The organism is Sporosarcina sp. So3-204 (assembly GCF_058068165.1).
Map to the genome: position 1 here is coordinate 548,791 of NZ_CM176485.1, position 19,899 is coordinate 568,689.

Sequence of the window (19,899 nt, forward strand, 5' to 3'; positions counted from 1 at the left end):
ATTATTATGTATAAATGTGAATTGTCATAAATGTATTTCACACAGGCACCCCCCGGGGATCAGGGATCATCCCCGGGAATCGAAGTAGAATTAAACTTTTTTCTAGTTGTGATAGGCGGTAAAATGTTAAGATAAGATTTGTGAAGTATTTAAAGAGTGGAGTGAATTTTGGTATGGCAGATTTAAAACAGCCTGAGAAGCGGTATCGGCCAGAAATTGAAGGCGTTAGAACGATCGCGACATTGCTCATTGCTGTTTATCATATATGGTTGGGAAGAGTATCTGGAGGAGTAGATGTCTTTTTTGTTCTTTCAGGTTTTTTAATAACGATGTCTCTTTTATCGCGAATAGAGAGAACGGGAACGGTTAAGCTTGGTGAGTTTCTTTTAGGGTTAGCGAGAAGGTTATTTACGCAAGCATTGCTTGTTATCATTGTTGTAGGTAGCTTGGCGTTAGTATTTTTACCGAAAGTACAATGGGGTGAAATACTACCGCATATGACAGCGTCTATTTTTTATTTTGAAAACTGGCGTTTGGCTTTTGATGCGGTAGATTATTTAGCGCTTGATAATGCAGCAAGTCCGTTTCAGCATTATTGGTCACTAGGTGTACAAGGTCAATTTTATATTTTTTGGCCGCTATTTATCATCGCCGTGTATTTTCTAGCAAAAAAGGTATTCAAAACGCCTGTAAGAAAAACATTTTTAGTTGCGTTGTTACTCGTTTTTGCGGTTTCAATTGGTTATTCCATTTATCAAACGAATCTCAACCAACCATGGGCATATTTTGATACATTTGCTCGAATTTGGGAGTTTGCTATAGGTGGTTTATTGGCGTTGGTTTTACCTTATATATTTTTCAATAAATGGGTCAACACTTTTATCGGTTGGATCGGGTTATTAACAATTTGTTTGACGGGTATTTTATTACCTGTATCAACGGTGTTTCCAGGATACATGGCGTTGGTTCCGATTTCCGGTGTTTTATTCATCATCATCGCTTCTGAAAACAGTACGCGTTTTGGTGTGGATCGACTATTAAGTTTAAAACCTTTGATGTTTTTAGGTGGACTTACATACGGTATTTATTTATGGCATTGGCCACTTTTAATCTTTTATAAATCGTATATGAACACGAAGACTGTTCCGATTATTGACGGCGCATTAATTTTAGTCGTAACGATTCTGTTAGCCTATCTTTCAACAAAATTACTTGAAGCACCTATGTTGAAGTTGGATATTAAAAAGAGCAAAGGTAAAGTCGTTGTATTGCTGGTCGTCATGTTAAGCATTACGGTAAGTTCATCACTTTTTATTTCGGGTTTTATTAGTTTATAAGTGCCTATTATGTTAAATAGATAGAAAAAAACGCAAAAAACCATTGTTTTCAGGGTATAGAGAAGTACCAATCACAGAACTTCCAAATCCCACCCCACTATAAAAGAGGAGCTGAAAACAATGGTTATACAATCATTAAATCATATTCAGGGGAAAAACGGAAGTTATTGGAATCGTTTGATGAGGAATCCAGAAGCGGATAAATACTGTATTGTAGCGGTTGACGCAGCGAAGTATGTGAATGCGGCAATGATCTGTACGATTTACGGCGATATTTTGAAAGGGCCATTCGAGTTTGATGGTTCAATGACTGGTTTTCATGTATTGCAGATGGCGATTGAAGATACGAAGGAAGCCTACGGACTAACGGATGTGATTCTAGGCATTGAGACAACTGCCCATTATTATGAGGATTTAGTGAGGATATCTATGGATCAAGGATATGTTGTTAGGGTCCTAAATGCAGCCACTACTGCGAAAGAGCGGGAGACTATGCTGAGCTACACGAAGACTGACCGAGTGGATTTGATGGCAATTGTGCAGTCAATCTTGCATGGACGTGGAGGAACAAGTCTGGAAAAGCGACAGGAATTAGAAACACTCCAAACACTGACACGGGCAAGGCGTCGGCTGGTGAATGATCGAAGTCGTTGTATTAATCATCTTAGGATGTACATGGATCATATTTTCCGAGAATTTCAGGGGAAGAATGTAAGAATAGATGGCAAGAATCAAGTAGTCAAAGTGTTAGATTGCTTTGATTCTAAGACATCCCTTTACTTGATGAAACATTATCCACATCCATCGGATGTAATTGCACTCGGGCACTCAGGACTACGAAAACTGTCGATTGAACAGAACTTGAAGCTTCGTGACACAACAATTGAGCGGCTACTCGCTTATGCTGAAGACTCGATATCTAAACCAAAGGATATGCTTTACAGCGAGCTTCTACTTCTAGGTTTAAAGCTTGACGAGTATGAACTATTGCAACGACAGATTGTTGAGTTAGAGACGATTATAGAAGAGCTTCTTCTCCAGACAGATGGAGGTATTTTGTTAAGTGTGCCAGGAATCGGGGTCACAATCGCGGCAGAATTAACCGCGGAGATGGGGAATGTAGAGGACTTTTCAAATGCCGGTCAACTCATCAAGATGGCGGGCACAAATCCAATCGTGAGGCAGTCAGGTGGTAAACAGGCGAATCATTACCGGATTTCGAAGCAAGGTCGGGCCTCTTTCCGTCAAATCGTGTATCAGGCAGGGAAATCTGCAGCACAACAGAATCCTGAAATGAATGAACATTACAAGAAGTTAAAAGAACGTGGAAAATTAACAGGACAGGCATATATCGCGATTGGAAACCGAATTTTACGTATCGCCTATGCAATGCGGAAACATCAGGAACTTTATCAAAGTAAACAACCAGATTACGTCTTACAGAAAGTTATTGCCGGTAAACTGCGGAATAAACCGAAACAAATGCAATTTTACAGTCGATTCGTTATGTCAGAAACAGTTTAAGTAATTTTTAATAATCAATTTGAAAGTGAAAAAACAAAAGGCGTCTTCCTGGAGCGTAGACCACATAGGATTGAGTGCCTGAGGCCTTATTGGACCTCGTTGCACAGCGTTATGGGTCTTGTTCCACAAATACGAATAAAACGTGAAAGCACAGAGTTTATATTTAATAGGATGTATCCCTGTGGGAACGAAAACGCGAGACCTTTCACGCTCCAGAAAGACGCCATTATAGAGTGTTCTGTGATTGTCGAGTTTCAAAAAAATTCAACCATGAGGCTTTGGTTTCGTGCGGCCAAAAATCGTTTAACATAGTGCTTGACTTATTCCACATTAAACGCTGTGTAAGACACTATTCAGAATATAAACTACAATTGCATACAAAAAAAGGGGAAGTCAAGGTTATGTTAATTCGCCTGACTTCCTTTTGTATTAATATGTCATATAGTGAATTGTCATAAATGTGTCTTGCACAGGCACCTCGTATTTGTCATCGTACACATGGGAGAACATTTTAAGCCATTCAGTTGTAGTTAGCTGTTCCTGTATAGAGTTTTGCATATGCTTTTGCATTTCCGGGTAACCCGAATAGCCCAATGCTGTAGCAAATCTAACGACTGTAGCCTCACTTACCTCCGCTTATGTGGCTAATTGCGCTATATGTTGAAAAATATTTTTTTTAGTCATAAGATTCAATCCCTGAAGCAATATTTTAGTAATTGATGACTGGGTCTTTACCTGGAAGTAAGTTACGATTCAAATCGTCTAGATAAGGAACAACAATTCTCGTTTTTTCAATTAGAGAAAGATCCATTTCGTGAACAAGGATATGTTCTTCATCTGTAGGTGATTCAATTAGTACTTCTCCGTTTGGTGCGACGAGTTTACTTTTACCACAGCTACCTTCATGAACTGTATTTACGCCAAGTACAAACACCGTGTTATCTAATGCGCGAGCTGGTAATTGAATATCCCATCTGGACTGGGCTGGAATACTCCATAGGGAAGGGCAAATAATAAGTTTGTGCCCCTTGTAAAGCTAATATTCGGCTTGGCTCAGGTACCGCCTAATCCTTTACTTCACGTAAAACGTTGATCCATCAATTAGCTCTACATCATCTCTTTTTTCAACTTCTTTGATCAAATTAAATAGAGCTTTATCCTTTTCTTTTGCCTCAATCATACAATCTATTTGCGGAACTGTACCTTTTATTTCTTTTAAAAACCTGAAAAACATGTCGACATCCACATTATCTGAATGGTGACGGAATTGTGCCTCGCTTTTCGGACTAGAGATATGCATTTTAATTGGAAGGGGCGAATCCTTCCATGTATCGACTACACGGCTCCAATTATCTTCCCATTTTTCATTTTGATGGTGTGCCAGGTGATGATGAAAGTCAAAAACAAGCGGAATCGCTAATTTCTCACATAAATAAAGCGTATCATCAAGTGTAAATGAAGTATCATCATTTTCAAGCATAACCATCTTTTGTATGTTTTGGGGAATAGTATTCCAATTTGTAACAAAACGCTCTAATGATTTTTCTGTATCTTTATAATTGCCACCTACATGGAGCACACAACGATGAGTTGCATCAATATTCATGCCTTTTAACAATAAATAATGCATGCGTAAGGTGGTTAATGAATTGATCAACACTTCTTTTTTTAAGGAATTCAGCACAACAAAATGATCCGGATGAAAATCAATCCTCATCTGATGTTTTCTCACAAATTCCCCTATTTCGTCCAACTTCTTTTTTAACGGTTTCATATAATCCCAATCGGAAAGATCTCCATGATTTGCTAACGGAATGAGTCGCGAAGTTAAACGATAAAAATGAATTTCATTAAACATATTATGTTTAAGCAGCCTATGTGTATTTTCTAAATTAGTAAGCGAAATCCGTTCCAACTTGCGAATTGCCGCTTCACGCTCCCTGATCTTTTGGAACTGGGCATACGTCATTGTTTTAGAAGGGGAAGCATTTTTCAGCTCCATACTCATTGCAACATATCCTAGTCGCACAATCGTCATTTTACCACCTCAACCTTTAGTATGGAGCTAATAGGGTGGCAGTAAACATATTGTATGGTGCCTGTGTAAGACACTATTCAGAATATAAAATACAATTGCATACAAAAAAAGGGGAAGTCAGGGTTATGTTAATTCGCCTGACTTCCTTTTGTATTAATATGTCATATAGTGAATTGTCATAAATGTGTCTTGCACAGGCACCTCGTATTGGCACCTCGTATTAATTAGCTGTGATGCTTAAACACCAATTGAAATTTTCCCAAGCGGAATTCCAACCAGTGAAAACCTCTTGCGAATCATCCCAACGAACTTCAAATCTCTTCTGACCGTTTACCTCCACTAGATACAATTCTAATGTATTGTCCTCTTTAGACACTGCTAACTTCATACCATTTTGGAGTTCTTCCTCGGTGAATGTTACATCTGAAACCGAACGAACTTGTGCTTGTTCGAATACTTGCTTGTTAAAAATTCTATAATCCATAATAAACCTCCGTTCAAATATTTATTCTTTATGTTAGTTCATACTTCTTCTGTAAATTAAAGAACTACAGTAGTTTATTTTATATGTATTTAACGATGAAATCAAAGAAGAAATGAATTGGCTCAATTTAATTAATTGTGGGGTACCTAAAAAAAGCGTACCTGTGCATCCCGCAATATAAATTAACGGCATGTGGGTTTGATGGAATTTAGTTTAATGATACATTCGTGCATTTTTTTAAGTTTCATTTACATACTAAAAAATATTTGCTACTATTATCATGTGTTTAAATACCTAAACGCTAAATAGAGTTTATTAATTTATGAAAAGTAGGTGGAAATATGTTTAAACGGTTTTTTGGAAGCAAGTCACAGAGTGATATAATAGATATGGTTCAAGATGAAGAAAGTTACACGGAATTTGACTATTATAGTGTTTCTTCGGATGTTATAAATGGGGTTTTACAATTAGTTCAAGAGAACGTAGAAGAAGAGAAGTTAAGCATTGGTTTTATTCCAGAGAAAAAACTGACGAACGTTTTGAAAATATACAATATCGAGAGTGAGAAAGTTTTAGCGCTCTATGATACAACTGTTTTTAAATCGGGAAAAGATGGTTTAATAGTTACAGATAACTTTGTAGGAATAAAACACGGTTTTAAAGATGCAACAACTATTCCATATCAAGATCTTGTCATAGGTGGAATTAGAAAATCAACTAATTCGTTATATATAAATAATGAACAGCATGAATTAAGAACAACAGAATTTACCACGCTCATTCAACAACTAAAAGAATTCTTAATATCAGAAGATGCCTATTTAAAAGATAAATATGAACAATATATTGCAAGTGAGTTGAAGGAAATTCAAGAATATATAGAAAATGGCTTAATTGATGACATTGAAAGTCGTTTTATTATGATTGAAAACACTGTATTACATATGAATAAAAATTTTGTGGCTTCCGTTTACCATTTCGGTGCATTGATTAAAATGAATCAATTTTATTTTGATGAAGCATATAAATATGTCAATAAATTAGAGCAATTAAATGAGTGGGATACAAAAAAACTTGTAGAATTAGAATTATTAATAGGACAACATGAGGCACTATATAAATTTAATCAATTAGAAATCCAAAAAAATAATTTCCTGGAAAACCACAAATATGATGAAGCACTTATAATTGTAAGTGAACAAAAAGTATTAAATGTAAAACTGGAAATTCAAATACAAAATGAAATTGAACGTATTCTTTTATTGAAACAGAAGTTTATTGAAGGAATCGAAGAATTAATGGCTACAAATCTTCATAATGAAACGTATGATGAAGTGTTAGTATCGCTAAAATTGCTTGAAGAATTAAATCCAGATGTGAATTATGAAGAATTTGAAATTACTGCAAAAATTGGACTTTACGAATTTGCTGAAGCTGAGAGAAAAATCGGTCAAATGGAAAATAAAGAAACTGCTTATAAGTTATCTGAAAACCTTCAAACTTCAAAGGTACGAGTCATTGACAAGATTAAAGAGGCTGTGTTGAATAAAGATTATCCTTTCTTTAAGAACCACCCACAGTTAATCAGTATTAAAGATTAATGGGGAATGTCAGCTTTAATGCATTTTATCGTTCAAAAGGATATTGATGGTGTTAGGTTGTTGGCAAATAACCATAAAGTGAATGACCAAAATTTTTTAGGTCACACGGCTATACAGTTAGTTAGTTTAGATCAGTCAGCAGATTTTTATCCTGAAGCATATAAGTTGCTGGATAATAAATTAATACAAATGATTAAAGAACTAAAGAGCTCGACAATGAAAGGTAAATTTGGTAAAGCGGCAATAAAAGGTGTGGATTTTATAAATGAGAAGGCATTATTAAACTTTGAATTAGCTGAAATAACAGCTAATGCAGAGTCAGATATGCAAATGAAAATCCAAGAAAAGCAAAATGAAATTAAAGTATATATAGATGAATTATATAAGAAGAATTACGCTCAATTTATTTCATATTGTCAAAACCCAATCGATTATAAGGGACAATTTGAAGAATTAGTCACGCAGAAAGAACAATTAGAAATGAAGTATGCATCACTAAGTGAACAAGCATCTCCTACTCGAGCTAAACTAGAACTAGAAATGGAAATGGAAACAGCAATTGAACAAAATATGGAAATTTTCATAGTCGATGCAGCCAAAATTGAGCTAGGTGAAAAAGATGAGTTTGAGACATCAATAGAGTATGAAGAGCGCATTAAGTCCAAGGCGGAAGAGTTAAGATTGAATGCAATCGAAAATGCGTATATTCAAGAGCAGTTGCAACAATTAAACGGACAAGTAACAAAAGGAATCTCAAATGATCTGCAAGATATGAAAAAAGAGATGGAATTAATTAGTAATAGGCTATTAGCTAACGAAAAAAATATAACAGAAATACAATATTTATTAAATAGCCAATCTAAAATTAATATCAACGACGTGCTAAGTTATTATTATCAATCGTATTTAAAAGAGATGAAAATTGAAATGTATGACGCGGATCAAGAAACGTTTACTATTCTTTTGAATGACAGAGAAATCGCAGTAAAAGTATTAAGAGTCATTGCCAAAGATTTTAAAGAGGAATTTTATAAATTAAAACCTACTTATGAAATTCATGAAAAAGATGAGAAATCATTTAAACATTATTATGTTTATCATTTCATGGATGAAAAAATTGTCGTACCTTTCCTAAAAACAAGCCTAAACTAAATATAGCTTTTGGTGCCTGTGCAAGAGCTTTTGGTGCCTGTGCAAGACACTATTCAGAATATACACTACAATTGCATATGTTAAAAGAGGAAGTCGGGAGTGTGTTAATTCGCCTGGCTTTCTTTTGTGTTTATATACCTGAATGTGAATTGTCATAAATGTGTGTGGCACAGGCACCACGAAAAAATAAAATAATTGTGTTATACATAGCACCGACAGTAAATGGTGCATGATGCTAATTTAAGTAATTAGAGGTGTACTAACATAAAGTTTATTGAATTGGAGTAACTTAGCCGCATCGGAAGACGTGGCTTTAGCTTTAGGCTTACGTATGTTTTTTGCAATAATCTATACATTTTCCATGAAAAAGTCATGTGGTGACGGCGGGAATCTAACCCAGTACTATTCAATAATTATATTTTAGTGATTGAGGCAGTGGAATATGTGAATACATTTTTATCAATATAGGATATTCTCGATTTTCATGGAATTAGTGAAGGGCGCCTTTGCAGAAACTGTTCAGAAAATAGGTTACAATTGTATCAAAAAAAAGAAGAAGGCATAAATGTGTCTTGCACAGCACCAATAAAATTTATCCATATAATTGTAAGCGCATCACATATTACCCCATTATCTATTCATACTTCTAAAATAGACATACCAACATCCTATAATTTAGTGAAATAAAAAAAGATACATCAAATGCATCTTTTTTTATGTTATTCAGTTAGTCGGAAATTCAGCAGCAATCGTTCCTACAATCGACCCTAACGTCTGTCCTTTAAATGCATCAGGAATGGACTCACCTGTTGGATTCGCATAATAGTAAGCGTTTGTCGGAACGTCGTACGTGAAGCCCATGCTTGAAAGCTTTTCAATTAAAGAAGCGGGAAGTTGAGTGGATCCCGTTGTTTCAATATAAAGCTCGGTCGGCGCTACAAAAACTTCTACGTCATCGAGACTGGATGAAAGAATAATTAGATCTTGAGCACTTTGTAAAATCATTTGTCCTTTAGATTTGATTGAAACGCGAGCGTGCTCAAGACTGGAAATTCCGTTTAAATTCACACCATAGATTTGATTAATCAAAACACGGTATTGCATGCTTGAAAGCTTATCGTTATGCATTTTGCTATAGCGGTCCAACACATGGTTTTTGGTCATATCCATAATGTCTGTATCGTAAGTTGTGTCATTCTTATCAAGCTTTAAATAGAGGCGTAGTATTTCCATAACAGCTGGATCATAAGTTGACACCGTCGTTCCGATTGATTTTTTAGAAATCAAATCCAAATCTATTGCAAAAACCTCTTGCACTGCTTTTCGAACTTCATTGGCCTTCAATTTCTCTCCGAATGAAGTCATATATCGGTCCATCACATCGACCTTTTTCATATTGCTAATGACGTCATCTTTTACTTTGGAATGCTTGTCCACTCCGAGGCTGACACGTAGAACTTTCATCACTTTGCTGGTGTACTTGGTTGTCGATTGCTTTGCTGCCTGATCTGTGTTCGTCTGCAAATGATCTTTTGCTTCTATTGTATTGACTCCGCTAAGAAAAAGCCCAAGTATAAGTACCATTATTGTAATCACTTTTGCAAAATCCAATTTAGTGTTCAATTTTATTCCTCCAACTCTATTGTTTTGTTTTTAGTATATCATTCCTTTAATGGAAATATCTTCACTTATTTTGGAAATAGCTGCATGCTAGTTTTCTATTTAGGTGCCAGAAATTAAAATTCCTAGTTTTCGGGTGCAAGAAACTGATTATAGCCAATAAGGTGTACCACCAGTGACATCTTTTTTACCACCAAATGACAACGGAATTACCAGCTAGTATCAGGCTATTAACCATATTATATCTTCTATATAAGTATTGCAGACTGAATGAGCCAGTTAAGCAAAGTTTTGGGCGACTGTTTGTAGGTAGTTGAGCCGCTAGTTAGTATTGCAAAAAAACAGCAACCATAAGTGCTTCCGTCTAATGATTGCTTTTTTGTTTTTTACTTTTGATTACCCTCCGGTTCTATTTGAGTATTCCTAATCCTAGGAAGTAATGGAAATATGGACTTATCAAAAGCACTTAAGAACCAATTCTAATTGACAGTTACAATAACATGTGATGGTTAGCAGTTGGCTGATACTGCTGTGAAAACCTCCAAGAACAAGTCAGAAACTAAAAGCATAGTTCCGAAGCGTCCGATTATATCCTTTATTGATGATGACGGACACAAAAAAGCGCACAGTATCTTGCGCGGCATGTTCAATTCGCGGGGATTGGTTTGTAGTTTCGGGATAGTTACTGGTTGGATAGACAGTAATCCAGTCAGCACGATGACTCGTGAAAACATTAGGGATTTAATTTCAGATGGTCACGAGATTATGGGACATACTCACAACGCACACAGCCCTAACATGGAAATGAAAAATTACGAAGAGTTACTTGTGGACATGGAAGAAAACAGGCGACAATTAGAATTACTCGGGTCGAAAAGCAGAGGGTTCGTTTACCCTCAAAACAGACAGAACCCTTATATCCGTAGAGCCGTACAAAGTCACTTTGACTTTTCTTTTGGAGGTACGGGCATCAACAGAGGTACCGTCAATCCTATGGCAATAGAGCGCATAGGATTTGGTTATTGGGGTTCGGGAGCGGATTTCGGAGTATATAAGGCACATGTGGATGATGTAGTAGCCAATGGGGGTTGGTTGGTCTTTATGCTTCACGTAGGGACTGACAGCGTAGAGGAACATGCTGTTTTAGAACAACTCTTGGATTACATTCAAACAAAAGACATCGACGTAGTGACACCCAGTGAGGGCTACGAAATGTACGGTCCGAAACTGTTCATAGGAGATGAAACAGAGTCATATTTAAAGGTCGGGAGCGAAACTATTTCGGGAAATTACAAGTTGCGCCTTGACGGTCATTTTAAGTCGGAGCACTTGCCTATAAACACTTTAGGGGCAACTAATTTAATAACTGCCTATGGGGTAGGTATGACAGTAATCCAAATAACTAAGACCTTCGCTATATCTGACGGCTCTTTCCCTGTTAATGCCGGTGGAATACTATACACCTTCAAATACACGGGTTCGGAGCCAGCATACAGTAGGCAGGAATATCGAGAGTATAATAGTGACGAAACATACTCTCGCCACGCTTTAACTGATGGCGGTTGGGGTGTGTGGAACAGGATGGTAGTTGCATCTGAAATTGATGAATACCGTTCGAATACAGGGTTAAACGAAGATCTACCTAACTTTTACCCTATTAAAAAGAGAACAGTCGAATATATGGCGGCAAGTTATATGGCAAACCGTTCATTCCCCACAAAAGAAGCCGCAATGCTTATTACTGATGTTGCTATTAATCACGATTTTGTAAAACAAGAATTGGTAGACCGTCATAATAATGTGCTATACCATCGTACAGGGTATGGGACTACATGGAAGCCGTGGGCGAAAACTGTAGTTTCAACAGACCTTAACGAGCATCGACTGAATGTGGGGAAGAATGAAAGCCTACCCGACACATACCCAATTAGAAAAAGAACATTAGATTATATGGCGGCAAGTTATATGGTGAACCAAACTTTCCCAACAAAAGGAGCGGCAATGCTCACCACTGAGGTTTCTATAAATCATGATTATGTAAAACAGGAATTGGTAGACCGATTCGACAATATAATCTACCACCGAACGGGATACGGAGTTACATGGAGACCGTGGAAAAAGATAGTTTCTGAGTTGGTGTAAGTGCACAGTTGGACAATACTTTTGATTAATCTGGGTTATAAAAACTAATGAATTACTTATAATTTAGGTAATAAAATGTACCAATAGTGAAATCTACTTTACCAACGAGTGACAGTAGTTTTACCACTCTAAAATAAACTACTTAGCATTACATATCTGCAGCATAGCAATCAAGTTTGAGAGATTGCTTGATTCGTTATATAAAATTATGCTGGCAACTTATAGCCATCTTTTATAACTCTTCAGAAATGCATATGATTTATAGTCAAGTATATTTTTTAGCAAATAACTACAGTCCGTACTTTATAAACTTGCACACGAGAAATAATCAAACAAGGTACGGCCGTAGATTTTCAAGCTTTTGATAAATACAATTTAGCTTTATAAAATCCTCATTGCTCATAAATACATATTGCAAGCACCTTCAAAAATAAAATGGGTTACGCAGGCGGGCTGCCACTCAGAATATCGCCTTACAATAAAACCCTCAAACCGGACTTTTATATTCCTAATACACCTCACTAAATAACGCTCTTTAAATTAGTATCCACAGTACAGTTGCATAATATTTTCGGGGCACGACGCAATTAAGAATTTAAACTATAAATGTCTATGGAAAATCAGGAAGTTTTCGAGATATTAATTCTATGAACTTCCTTTTCAATTTGTATACATTAATATGAATTAGCGTGAATTCATATCGCATAGGCACCATGTAGATTATTGGTCAAGTGCGAGGTTAGCTTGTATAATACAAAGTAAGGGTAATTGACTGAATACTTCTTTTGAAGGAGGAAACTCTCTTTATGAAAGTGCAAAATCCACATGATAAATTTTTCAAAGAAACATTAGGAAATGTGTCAACAGCGAAGGACTTTCTTACCCATTACTTGCCAGAAAACCTCGTAAAAATCATAAACGTGAACACGTTAGAACCTCAAAAAGACAGTTATATTAATAAAAACTTAGAAGAAAGCTTCTCTGATCTACTTTTTAAAGTAGACATCAATGAAAAAGAAGGTTATCTTTACTTTCTATTTGAACATAAGAGTTACGAAGATATAGGCATTGCTTTTCAATTGTTAAAATACATGGTTGAAATTTGGGAAGCCAAGAAAAATAAAGAAAATGCTAAGGAACTGCCAATTATTATTCCGCTCGTTATTCATCATGGTCGTTCGAATTGGCGTATCCCTTTTAATTTAAGTGCCATGCTAAATGGATACGAAGAACTTCCAGAAGAATTGAAAATATATGTACCCGATTTCGAGTATTTACTTTACGACTTTTCAACTTATGCTGATGAAGAAATAAAAGGGAAGGCACAAACGCGCATTTTGTTGACGCTTCTTCGCGATATTTACACAAAAGAGCATGATGAACTCCTACAATCGGTTCTTCTGTCTATCCAATACCTAAATGAATTGGAAGATAAGAAAACGGGGATTGAATACTTTGAAACGATGATTCGGTATATATTTAGTGCAGCTAAAGACCTGACGAAAAAAGATGTAGACCAAATTATTCGGCAGTTCGAAATGAGTTATCCTGAAGGGAGTGAAGTAGCTATGACATTAGCTGATATGTGGAGAGAAGAAGGAATGGAAAAAGGTATGTTAGCAGGAATGGAAAAAGGCGGGGTTGTGGCTTTATCTGAAACAGCTATTCAGATGTTGATCGAGAGATTCGGAAAAGTCCCACAAGATATCAAAGACGGTATCGCGAACGCGGATACAGCTGCTTTAAAACTTTTATTAGTAAACAGCTTCAAGTTCCAGGAAATAGATGAGGCTAGGAGATATATTCAATAGTAATAGGTGCCTGTGCAAGACACTATTCAGAATATACACTACAATTGCATGTGTTAAAAGAGGAAGTCAGGAGTGTGTTAATTCGCCTGGCTTTCTTTTGTGTTTATATACCTGGGTGTGAATAGTCATAAATGTGTCTTGCACAGGCTCCTCGTATTGGCACCTCGTATTATCGCTGAGAACGGACTATCAAAACATCACATGTAGCTGTATGAACAATTTCCTCAGATACAGATCCAAGGAAGAAATGTTCGGCATTTTTTAACCCCTGGACACCGCACACTATTAAATCTGCCTTCACTAAGGGAGCAAGCTCTTCGGTAATCAAGCTTTTAGGGGACCCGTGTTTGATTTGTACTTCAACGTTTGTAATCCCTTCACCCTCGGCGATTGATTTGTAGTTGTTTAGCAGTTTCTCTGACTGTCGCTGCTCTTGTTTTAGTGTTGAAATGTCCTCTTCTGCGATTGAATATGTATCGATTATATTACCGATATGCAGAATTGAACCGTCAACGAATTTTGCAATCTCGATTGATTTCCGTAAGGCACTTTCAGCTTCTCTTGAACCATCTACAGCGACTAGAATATTTTTATAACCATTCATTTTACAATTCCCCTTTCTTAAGTTCAATTGAATTTTGGTCAATTGTTCATTTTGTTTCATGCGGCTATGATTGTACCTTGTTTTTATTATACCTTATTTTTTAGGTGTGCAAGACGCTATTCAGAATATACACTACAATTTCATACATAAAAAAAGGAAGTCAGCGACTTGTTAATTCGCCTGACTTCCTTTTGCATTTGTGTACTTAAATGGAAGTTGTCATAATGCATATTTCACAGGTACTCTAACCGTATTACTTCCAGGAACTAGAAGATTTAATAGTTTTATGCACTAGTAAGTTTTGTTGAATTAGGTATAATTAGTATGAGACTTAATTGTTTAAAAGTCATTGACCCTCCTTATAGAATAAGAATAACTTTTGGATTATTCGTTTTACAGAAGTTTAACTAATACCTTCCCAATGTCCAACGCTTTTACTCCAACTGGCGATAATGCTGCCATCTTTCAACGGAAATATTAAACATAAAAGGATGCGAAATGTAAATTGAAGAAAAAGTATGTCACGCTATTATTCTTAGTTACTTTATTACTATATACAAATATAAATGTGGAAGTAGAAGCAGAAACATTTGAAGGAGAAAATGGAAATGCAAAAGCAGTTCCTATTTTAATGTATCACAAATTTGATAAAGGTAATGCACTGCTTCCGGGCATAAATACGACGCCAGAAAACTTTAAAGCCCAATTAACGTATTTAAAAGAACATGGATTTACTGCAATTACTACGAAAGAATTAATTCAATATCAATTAGGGAAGAAAAAGCTACCTTTAAAACCATTTATGATCACACTTGATGATGGTTATGCAAGTGTTTATGAGTCAGCTTATCCAATACTGAAAGAATTAGATATGAAAGCAACTTTGTTTGTTATTACGAGCCATATAGAATCAGGCGAAAGATTTAATGTACCGATGATGAGTTGGGGTCAAATAAAAGAGATGAGTGATTCTGGATATATCGAGGTTGGGAATCATACACATGATCTGCATTTTAGAGGTAATGGTAATCAAAAAGGGTACGAAGCGATGATTACGAATAAAACTAAGAGTGGTAAGAAGCTTACGAATGATGCGCGCAGTAAGTTAATTATTAAAGATCTAAAACATGCGCATAAGCTTATCGAAAAACATGTAAAATATACGCCCACTAGCTTTGCTTACCCATATGGGGTTTATGATGCTGTAGCAGAAAAAGCAGTAGCAAAAGCTGGATATGAAATTGTGCACACAATTAAAGAAGGTGTGCATTTCCAAGGAGATAGTTTGGTTCGTTTAAAACGTATCGGCATAAACGATAAGATAAGTCCTTATCAACTTTTAAATACAATAGTTACCTATATGAATGAACGAACAAATAAACCGAAAGGCTGGGTAGGTGTCTACGATGGAGGTCAAAAAATCCAAGCACACACTTGGATTAGTGGTCAAGAATATACTTCATCTACAGATATGAAGGAAGCTAAGTTTGAGTTATATAAACAACTTTCTACCGGTGAAAGAGTTTTGATCAAGCAATTTGGCGCTTATCGATCAATACCAGATAAAATGAGTCAGATAGTTTCAATAGAAGATGGAAAGCTCGGCAAAGGAAACTATTCGTTGAAAATGATTGTTGTATATAAGGATAATAAAAGAGATGTAATCTGGAAGGATTTTAGTACTAGTAAGTAAAGTTACTTTTTTGTGCAAGTTTTTTCAGGTGCCTGTGCAAGACACTATTCAGAATATACACTACAACTGCATATATGAAAAGAGGAAGTCAGCGATGTATTTATTCGACTGACTTCCTTTTGTATTTATATGCCCTGGATTGAATTGTCATAAATGTGTCTTGCACAGGCACCTCATATTAGATGCACAACGACCAATCCTTGGTTGCAATATATAGTGAATGGGAACTTAACCATCCAAACGTAACGACTCTTGTAGGATATCGTGTAACTAATTATCTTTAAGCGTGAATAGTAGTATGAAGGGAATGAGCTCAAAACTACTAGTCGAGGAGACTAATTTGAGTGCGCATGCAGAAAGCCGCATCTCCACAGGTGATATGGCAAGGCTTAGGAGGAAACGTCCTAAAAGTTTACCAAGATACGTTAAAATACTCTTCCTGTATTTGTAATACTAGTTAACTACGCCTTATAGTTATTCTTTTTGGGTTAAGTATTTCGTGGTTTAATTGAATTTATAGAAGATGTAAATATAGCATTCGTATTTTCTTATTGTATACAATGCGGAAAGGGGTATTTATTTTTAGCTCTATTAAATAAATTAATATGAAATAGTTACTTTATTTTACAAACAATTTTCAATTTTTAGTAAAGATGTAAAAATGGTTATTGACATACTGTATACAAAGTGATAAATTTGCAGTATATTCGTAATATTCAATTCGTGTAATAATTAGTGTTTGGAAAGAGGTGTGAAAGAATGTATAAGTTAAATCGTCACATGAAAACTTAGGCAATAAAAACTGGGAAATTGATTTTAAATTGATCTATAACTATTAAATAAATTTTAAGTAGTTATATATGAATATGAAAAAGCAACATTTTTATATGATTTAAGGCTAAAACAATATGCGCGTCATTTTTGGAACTATTTACTGAAAGGTAATTTCATAACAAAAGTTATATTATTGGTCGTTGATAGACTAAAACTCAAGAGGTCACAGTGAAAGTCAGGATGATATTAGGAATTATGTAAACATCCGCTTGTTACTATTTTAAGTATGATTCTAAAGGGTCTAATACCTAGTAAAAAATAGGAGGAGAAAAAGTGAGTATAATAGACATGAGAGATGAGAATGAAAAGAAATACAAATTTGTTAAGGTTGCTATAACATTTTTATTGTTGTTATTTATTCTAGTGGGGTGTAGTGAGAATGAGAAGAAGAATGAAAATGAAAATGATACAACGGAAAAGAAATTAGATGAGATTGAAATCAGTGTGACACACTTTCCAACAGGAACTTATGCAGTACCTTACAATGTGGGAATGGAAAAAGGTTTTTTTGAAGAAAAAGGTATTAAAATTAAGAAAATTGTTGGGAGTAGTGGGGGTGGAACTACAGTCCGAAATGTATTATCAGGAAGTTTATCGTTTGGGGATGTAGCGCCATCAGCTGCTATACAAGCCTACTTATCTGGCGCACCGTTGAAAATTGTGGGCGGTGGAGTTAGAAGTGTTAACGACGTGATTTACGTTACTCGTAAAGATTCAGATATTAATGATGTTAGTGACTTAGTCGGTAAGAAATGGGCATTTACCAGTCCGGGTTCTGTGACTGAAACTGTTACCCAACTAATCTTTGAAAAGGCGAATATTGATCCTGAATCATTAGAATTGGTTGCTTCGGGTGGAATAAGTGAAGGTTTAACACTGTTGAAAGCCGGTGAAGTAGATGCGACAGTGATGCTTGATCCTGCTTACTCTGTACAGAAAGATGATTGGAAATTATTATTTCGCGTTTCGGAATATATTGAAGACTATCAACAAAGTGTTATTATTACCAGTCCTCAATTGATGGAAGAAAATCCGGATTTAGTAAAAAGGTTTCTAGCGGCTTACCAAGAATCTGTGGATTGGATATACGAAAATCAGGAAGAAGCAGGTAAATTGTTTTCTCAAAGTGCTGAAATAGATGAGAACGCTTCCATTGATTCGGTTAAAGCGTTATCAGAAGTTAAGCATTGGGGAGTTAAAATAGATCCTGAATCTATTAATAGTATGTTAAACGGAATGGAGCTAATTGGTACCTTGAAAAAGGATATGGATATTGAGTGGGATAGTCTATTTGATACTAACCAGCTTCCTGAAGAACAGCAACTTGATCTTTCTAAAATTAATTATTAGCCCGTATTGTTATATTTTATTTAATACGGCCATAGTTTGTTGGCTTGACAGAACATGGCCGTATATTGATAGAAATTTATACAAGGGAGGAGAAATAATATGACTGAACCGCTTATGAAAGTAGAGAATGCCACAAAAGTTTATACCGGTGGGGATAACGAAGTAATAGCTTTAAGCGATATTAATTTTTCTGTTCAAAAAGGGGAATTCATTTCAATAGTTGGACCTAGTGGGTGTGGAAAAACAACCTTATTGGAAATTTTATCAGGACTTAGGATGCTTTCATCGGGAACGGTGAAAATTAAAGGGCAGGTTATAACAAAACCCCATTCATCAATAGGGATTGTATTTCAGGAAGAATCGACCTTTCCGTGGCGTACAGTTCAAGAAAATGTAGAATTTGGCCTGCAAATGCAAGGAGTACCCAAAAAAGAATATAAAGAACGAGCTTATAATATGATCCAACTTGTTGGCCTAGAGGGGTTTGAAAATTCTTATCCATATGAACTTTCAGGTGGAATGCGTCAAAGAGTAGCAATTGCAAGAACTTTGGTTACTAATCCAGAAATTGTTGTTATGGATGAACCATTTGGTGCCCTGGATGAACAGACCAGATTAATATTGGGAGGTGAACTTTTGAATATTGTTAGAAAAACTGAAGCGACAATAGTTTTGGTTACGCACAGTATTCAGGAAGCTGCTTTACTATCTGATAGAATTATTGTTTTGTCGGCAAGACCAGGTCGCATTAAAGAAATAATAAATAGTACACTACCAAAGCCGCGTGATGCAACTGCGCTAAAATTACCGGAATTTGCAAAAATTACACAAAACTTATGGTCTAGTCTTGAGGAAGAATCATTAAATGACAGGCGTGCTACTCTAAATGGAACCTCTGGAGTGGTAATCCAATGAAAAAACATCAATTAGTTAGAATTATAATTGTTGTAAGTTTTATAGCAATTTATGAGTTGTCAGTACGTATGGAGTGGTTAGACACCTTTACTTTCATACCATTTTCTTCGATGGTTTTTAACATGATTAGTAAATTATCTGATGTAGATTATCTTGTGAATCATTTTGGAGTGACAGTTTTCGAGATTATTATGAGCTTTTTGGGAGCTACAATCTTTGGTATACTGCTTGGGATAATTCTTTGGCGTTCCCGATTTGCTTTCCATGTGATGCAACCGTATTTAATGCTTTTTTATGCGACTCCGTTCTTTGCTTTATATCCAATATTTATAAGCGTCTTAGGAGTAGGTTCTTTACCTGTTATTATGATAGGTATGTTTTTTTCGTTACCAGCAGTAGCTAGTAATACAGCGACAGGCTTCCTTGAAATAAGAAAGTCGTTTGAAAAAGTTGGGCATTCTTTGAATCTATCCTTTCGTGACATGCTAATTCATATTTACTTTCCGGCAGCGTGGCCACATATTTTTACAGGGCTAAAATTAGCTGTTACATACTCAATAGTGGGAGTTATCGCGACGGAATTTATATTATCAGCAAAAGGATTGGGTTATTCAATTTCATTTGATTATGACAGTTTTAATATAAATGGTATGTACGGCTCAATTCTTTTAGTTATATTAATTGCGCTAATTGTAAATACGGTATTAGGTTATATAGAATCCAGGCTTTATAAAAAAAGTCTATAAGTTTGTTAGGATTTAAAATTAGAAGGAAGATTAAGGAGGAGAAACTTT

Annotated in this window: 15 protein-coding genes and 1 pseudogene; 10 read left to right on the forward strand and 6 right to left on the reverse strand. The window is 35.7% G+C overall.

The genetic code is table 11. The annotated features are described in order from the left end of the window. Window positions 1-173 precede the first annotated feature (173 nt). Both AC3RV6_RS02645 and AC3RV6_RS02650 read left to right on the forward strand, forming a co-directional pair. Window positions 174-1,337, forward strand: a complete 1,164-nt coding sequence (locus tag AC3RV6_RS02645) for an acyltransferase family protein (RefSeq protein WP_489747923.1) — start codon at window positions 174-176, stop codon at window positions 1,335-1,337. 120 nt (window positions 1,338-1,457) lie between these two features. After that, entirely contained in the window at window positions 1,458-2,861 is a 1,404-nt protein-coding gene (locus AC3RV6_RS02650; protein WP_489747924.1) for an IS110 family RNA-guided transposase, read from the forward strand. Between the two features lie 429 nt (window positions 2,862-3,290). Here the strand turns inward: AC3RV6_RS02650 and AC3RV6_RS02655 are convergent. From AC3RV6_RS02655 to AC3RV6_RS02670, 4 genes and pseudogenes are all read right to left on the reverse strand, one after another. Beyond that, window positions 3,291-3,485, reverse strand: a pseudogene (locus AC3RV6_RS02655) (MurR/RpiR family transcriptional regulator); the annotation flags it as partial. A gap of 85 nt (window positions 3,486-3,570) precedes the next feature. Continuing rightward, the gene (locus AC3RV6_RS02660; protein ID WP_489747925.1) at window positions 3,571-3,795 is read right to left on the reverse strand and encodes a nitrilase-related carbon-nitrogen hydrolase; all 225 of its coding nucleotides are present in this window, start codon (window positions 3,793-3,795) and stop codon (window positions 3,571-3,573) included. A 138-nt stretch (window positions 3,796-3,933) separates the two neighbouring features. Beyond that, window positions 3,934-4,899, reverse strand: coding sequence for a UV DNA damage repair endonuclease UvsE (uvsE, locus tag AC3RV6_RS02665; RefSeq protein WP_489747926.1), 966 nt, complete (start codon window positions 4,897-4,899; stop codon window positions 3,934-3,936). Window positions 4,900-5,119: 220 nt separating this feature from the next. Then, a complete protein-coding gene (locus AC3RV6_RS02670) occupies window positions 5,120-5,383 on the reverse strand; it encodes a hypothetical protein (protein ID WP_489747927.1) in 264 nt (87 codons plus the stop codon). Window positions 5,384-5,724: 341 nt separating this feature from the next. Here AC3RV6_RS02670 and AC3RV6_RS02675 point away from each other — a divergent pair, with 341 nt between their 5' ends. Further along, the gene (locus AC3RV6_RS02675) at window positions 5,725-6,984 is read left to right on the forward strand and encodes a hypothetical protein (RefSeq protein WP_489747928.1); all 1,260 of its coding nucleotides are present in this window, start codon (window positions 5,725-5,727) and stop codon (window positions 6,982-6,984) included. Between the two features lie 6 nt (window positions 6,985-6,990). Next, window positions 6,991-8,136, forward strand: a complete 1,146-nt coding sequence (locus AC3RV6_RS02680; protein WP_489747929.1) for a hypothetical protein — start codon at window positions 6,991-6,993, stop codon at window positions 8,134-8,136. 723 nt (window positions 8,137-8,859) lie between these two features. Here the strand turns inward: AC3RV6_RS02680 and AC3RV6_RS02685 are convergent. Beyond that, window positions 8,860-9,759: a hypothetical protein gene (locus AC3RV6_RS02685; RefSeq protein ID WP_489747930.1), complete on the reverse strand. Its 900-nt coding sequence runs from the start codon at window positions 9,757-9,759 to the stop codon at window positions 8,860-8,862. 528 nt (window positions 9,760-10,287) lie between these two features. Between AC3RV6_RS02685 and AC3RV6_RS02690 the strand changes: the two genes are divergently transcribed. Both AC3RV6_RS02690 and AC3RV6_RS02695 read left to right on the forward strand, forming a co-directional pair. After that, window positions 10,288-11,898 carry a polysaccharide deacetylase family protein gene (locus tag AC3RV6_RS02690; RefSeq protein ID WP_489749168.1) on the forward strand — a complete coding sequence of 537 codons (1,611 nt, stop codon included), beginning with the start codon at window positions 10,288-10,290 and terminating at the stop codon, window positions 11,896-11,898. A gap of 806 nt (window positions 11,899-12,704) precedes the next feature. Next, window positions 12,705-13,709 (forward strand): Rpn family recombination-promoting nuclease/putative transposase, encoded by a 1,005-nt coding sequence (locus AC3RV6_RS02695; protein WP_489747931.1) that lies wholly within the window; start codon window positions 12,705-12,707, stop codon window positions 13,707-13,709. A 169-nt stretch (window positions 13,710-13,878) separates the two neighbouring features. Here AC3RV6_RS02695 and AC3RV6_RS02700 read toward each other — a convergent pair whose 3' ends face one another. Then, complete coding sequence (locus tag AC3RV6_RS02700; protein WP_489747932.1) at window positions 13,879-14,313, reverse strand: universal stress protein; 435 nt, start codon at window positions 14,311-14,313, stop codon at window positions 13,879-13,881. 505 nt (window positions 14,314-14,818) lie between these two features. Between AC3RV6_RS02700 and AC3RV6_RS02705 the strand changes: the two genes are divergently transcribed. From AC3RV6_RS02705 to AC3RV6_RS02720, 4 genes are all read left to right on the forward strand, one after another. Then, complete coding sequence (locus AC3RV6_RS02705; RefSeq protein ID WP_489747933.1) at window positions 14,819-16,006, forward strand: polysaccharide deacetylase family protein; 1,188 nt, start codon at window positions 14,819-14,821, stop codon at window positions 16,004-16,006. Window positions 16,007-17,113: 1,107 nt separating this feature from the next. Beyond that, window positions 17,114-18,190, forward strand: a complete 1,077-nt coding sequence (locus tag AC3RV6_RS02710; protein WP_489747934.1) for an ABC transporter substrate-binding protein — start codon at window positions 17,114-17,116, stop codon at window positions 18,188-18,190. 99 nt (window positions 18,191-18,289) lie between these two features. Further along, window positions 18,290-19,105, forward strand: coding sequence for an ABC transporter ATP-binding protein (locus AC3RV6_RS02715; RefSeq protein ID WP_489747935.1), 816 nt, complete (start codon window positions 18,290-18,292; stop codon window positions 19,103-19,105). Then, entirely contained in the window at window positions 19,102-19,851 is a 750-nt protein-coding gene (locus AC3RV6_RS02720; RefSeq protein ID WP_489747936.1) for an ABC transporter permease, read from the forward strand. The genes AC3RV6_RS02715 and AC3RV6_RS02720 overlap by 4 nt, the downstream gene beginning before the upstream one ends. The last annotated feature ends 48 nt before the right edge of the window (window positions 19,852-19,899 follow it).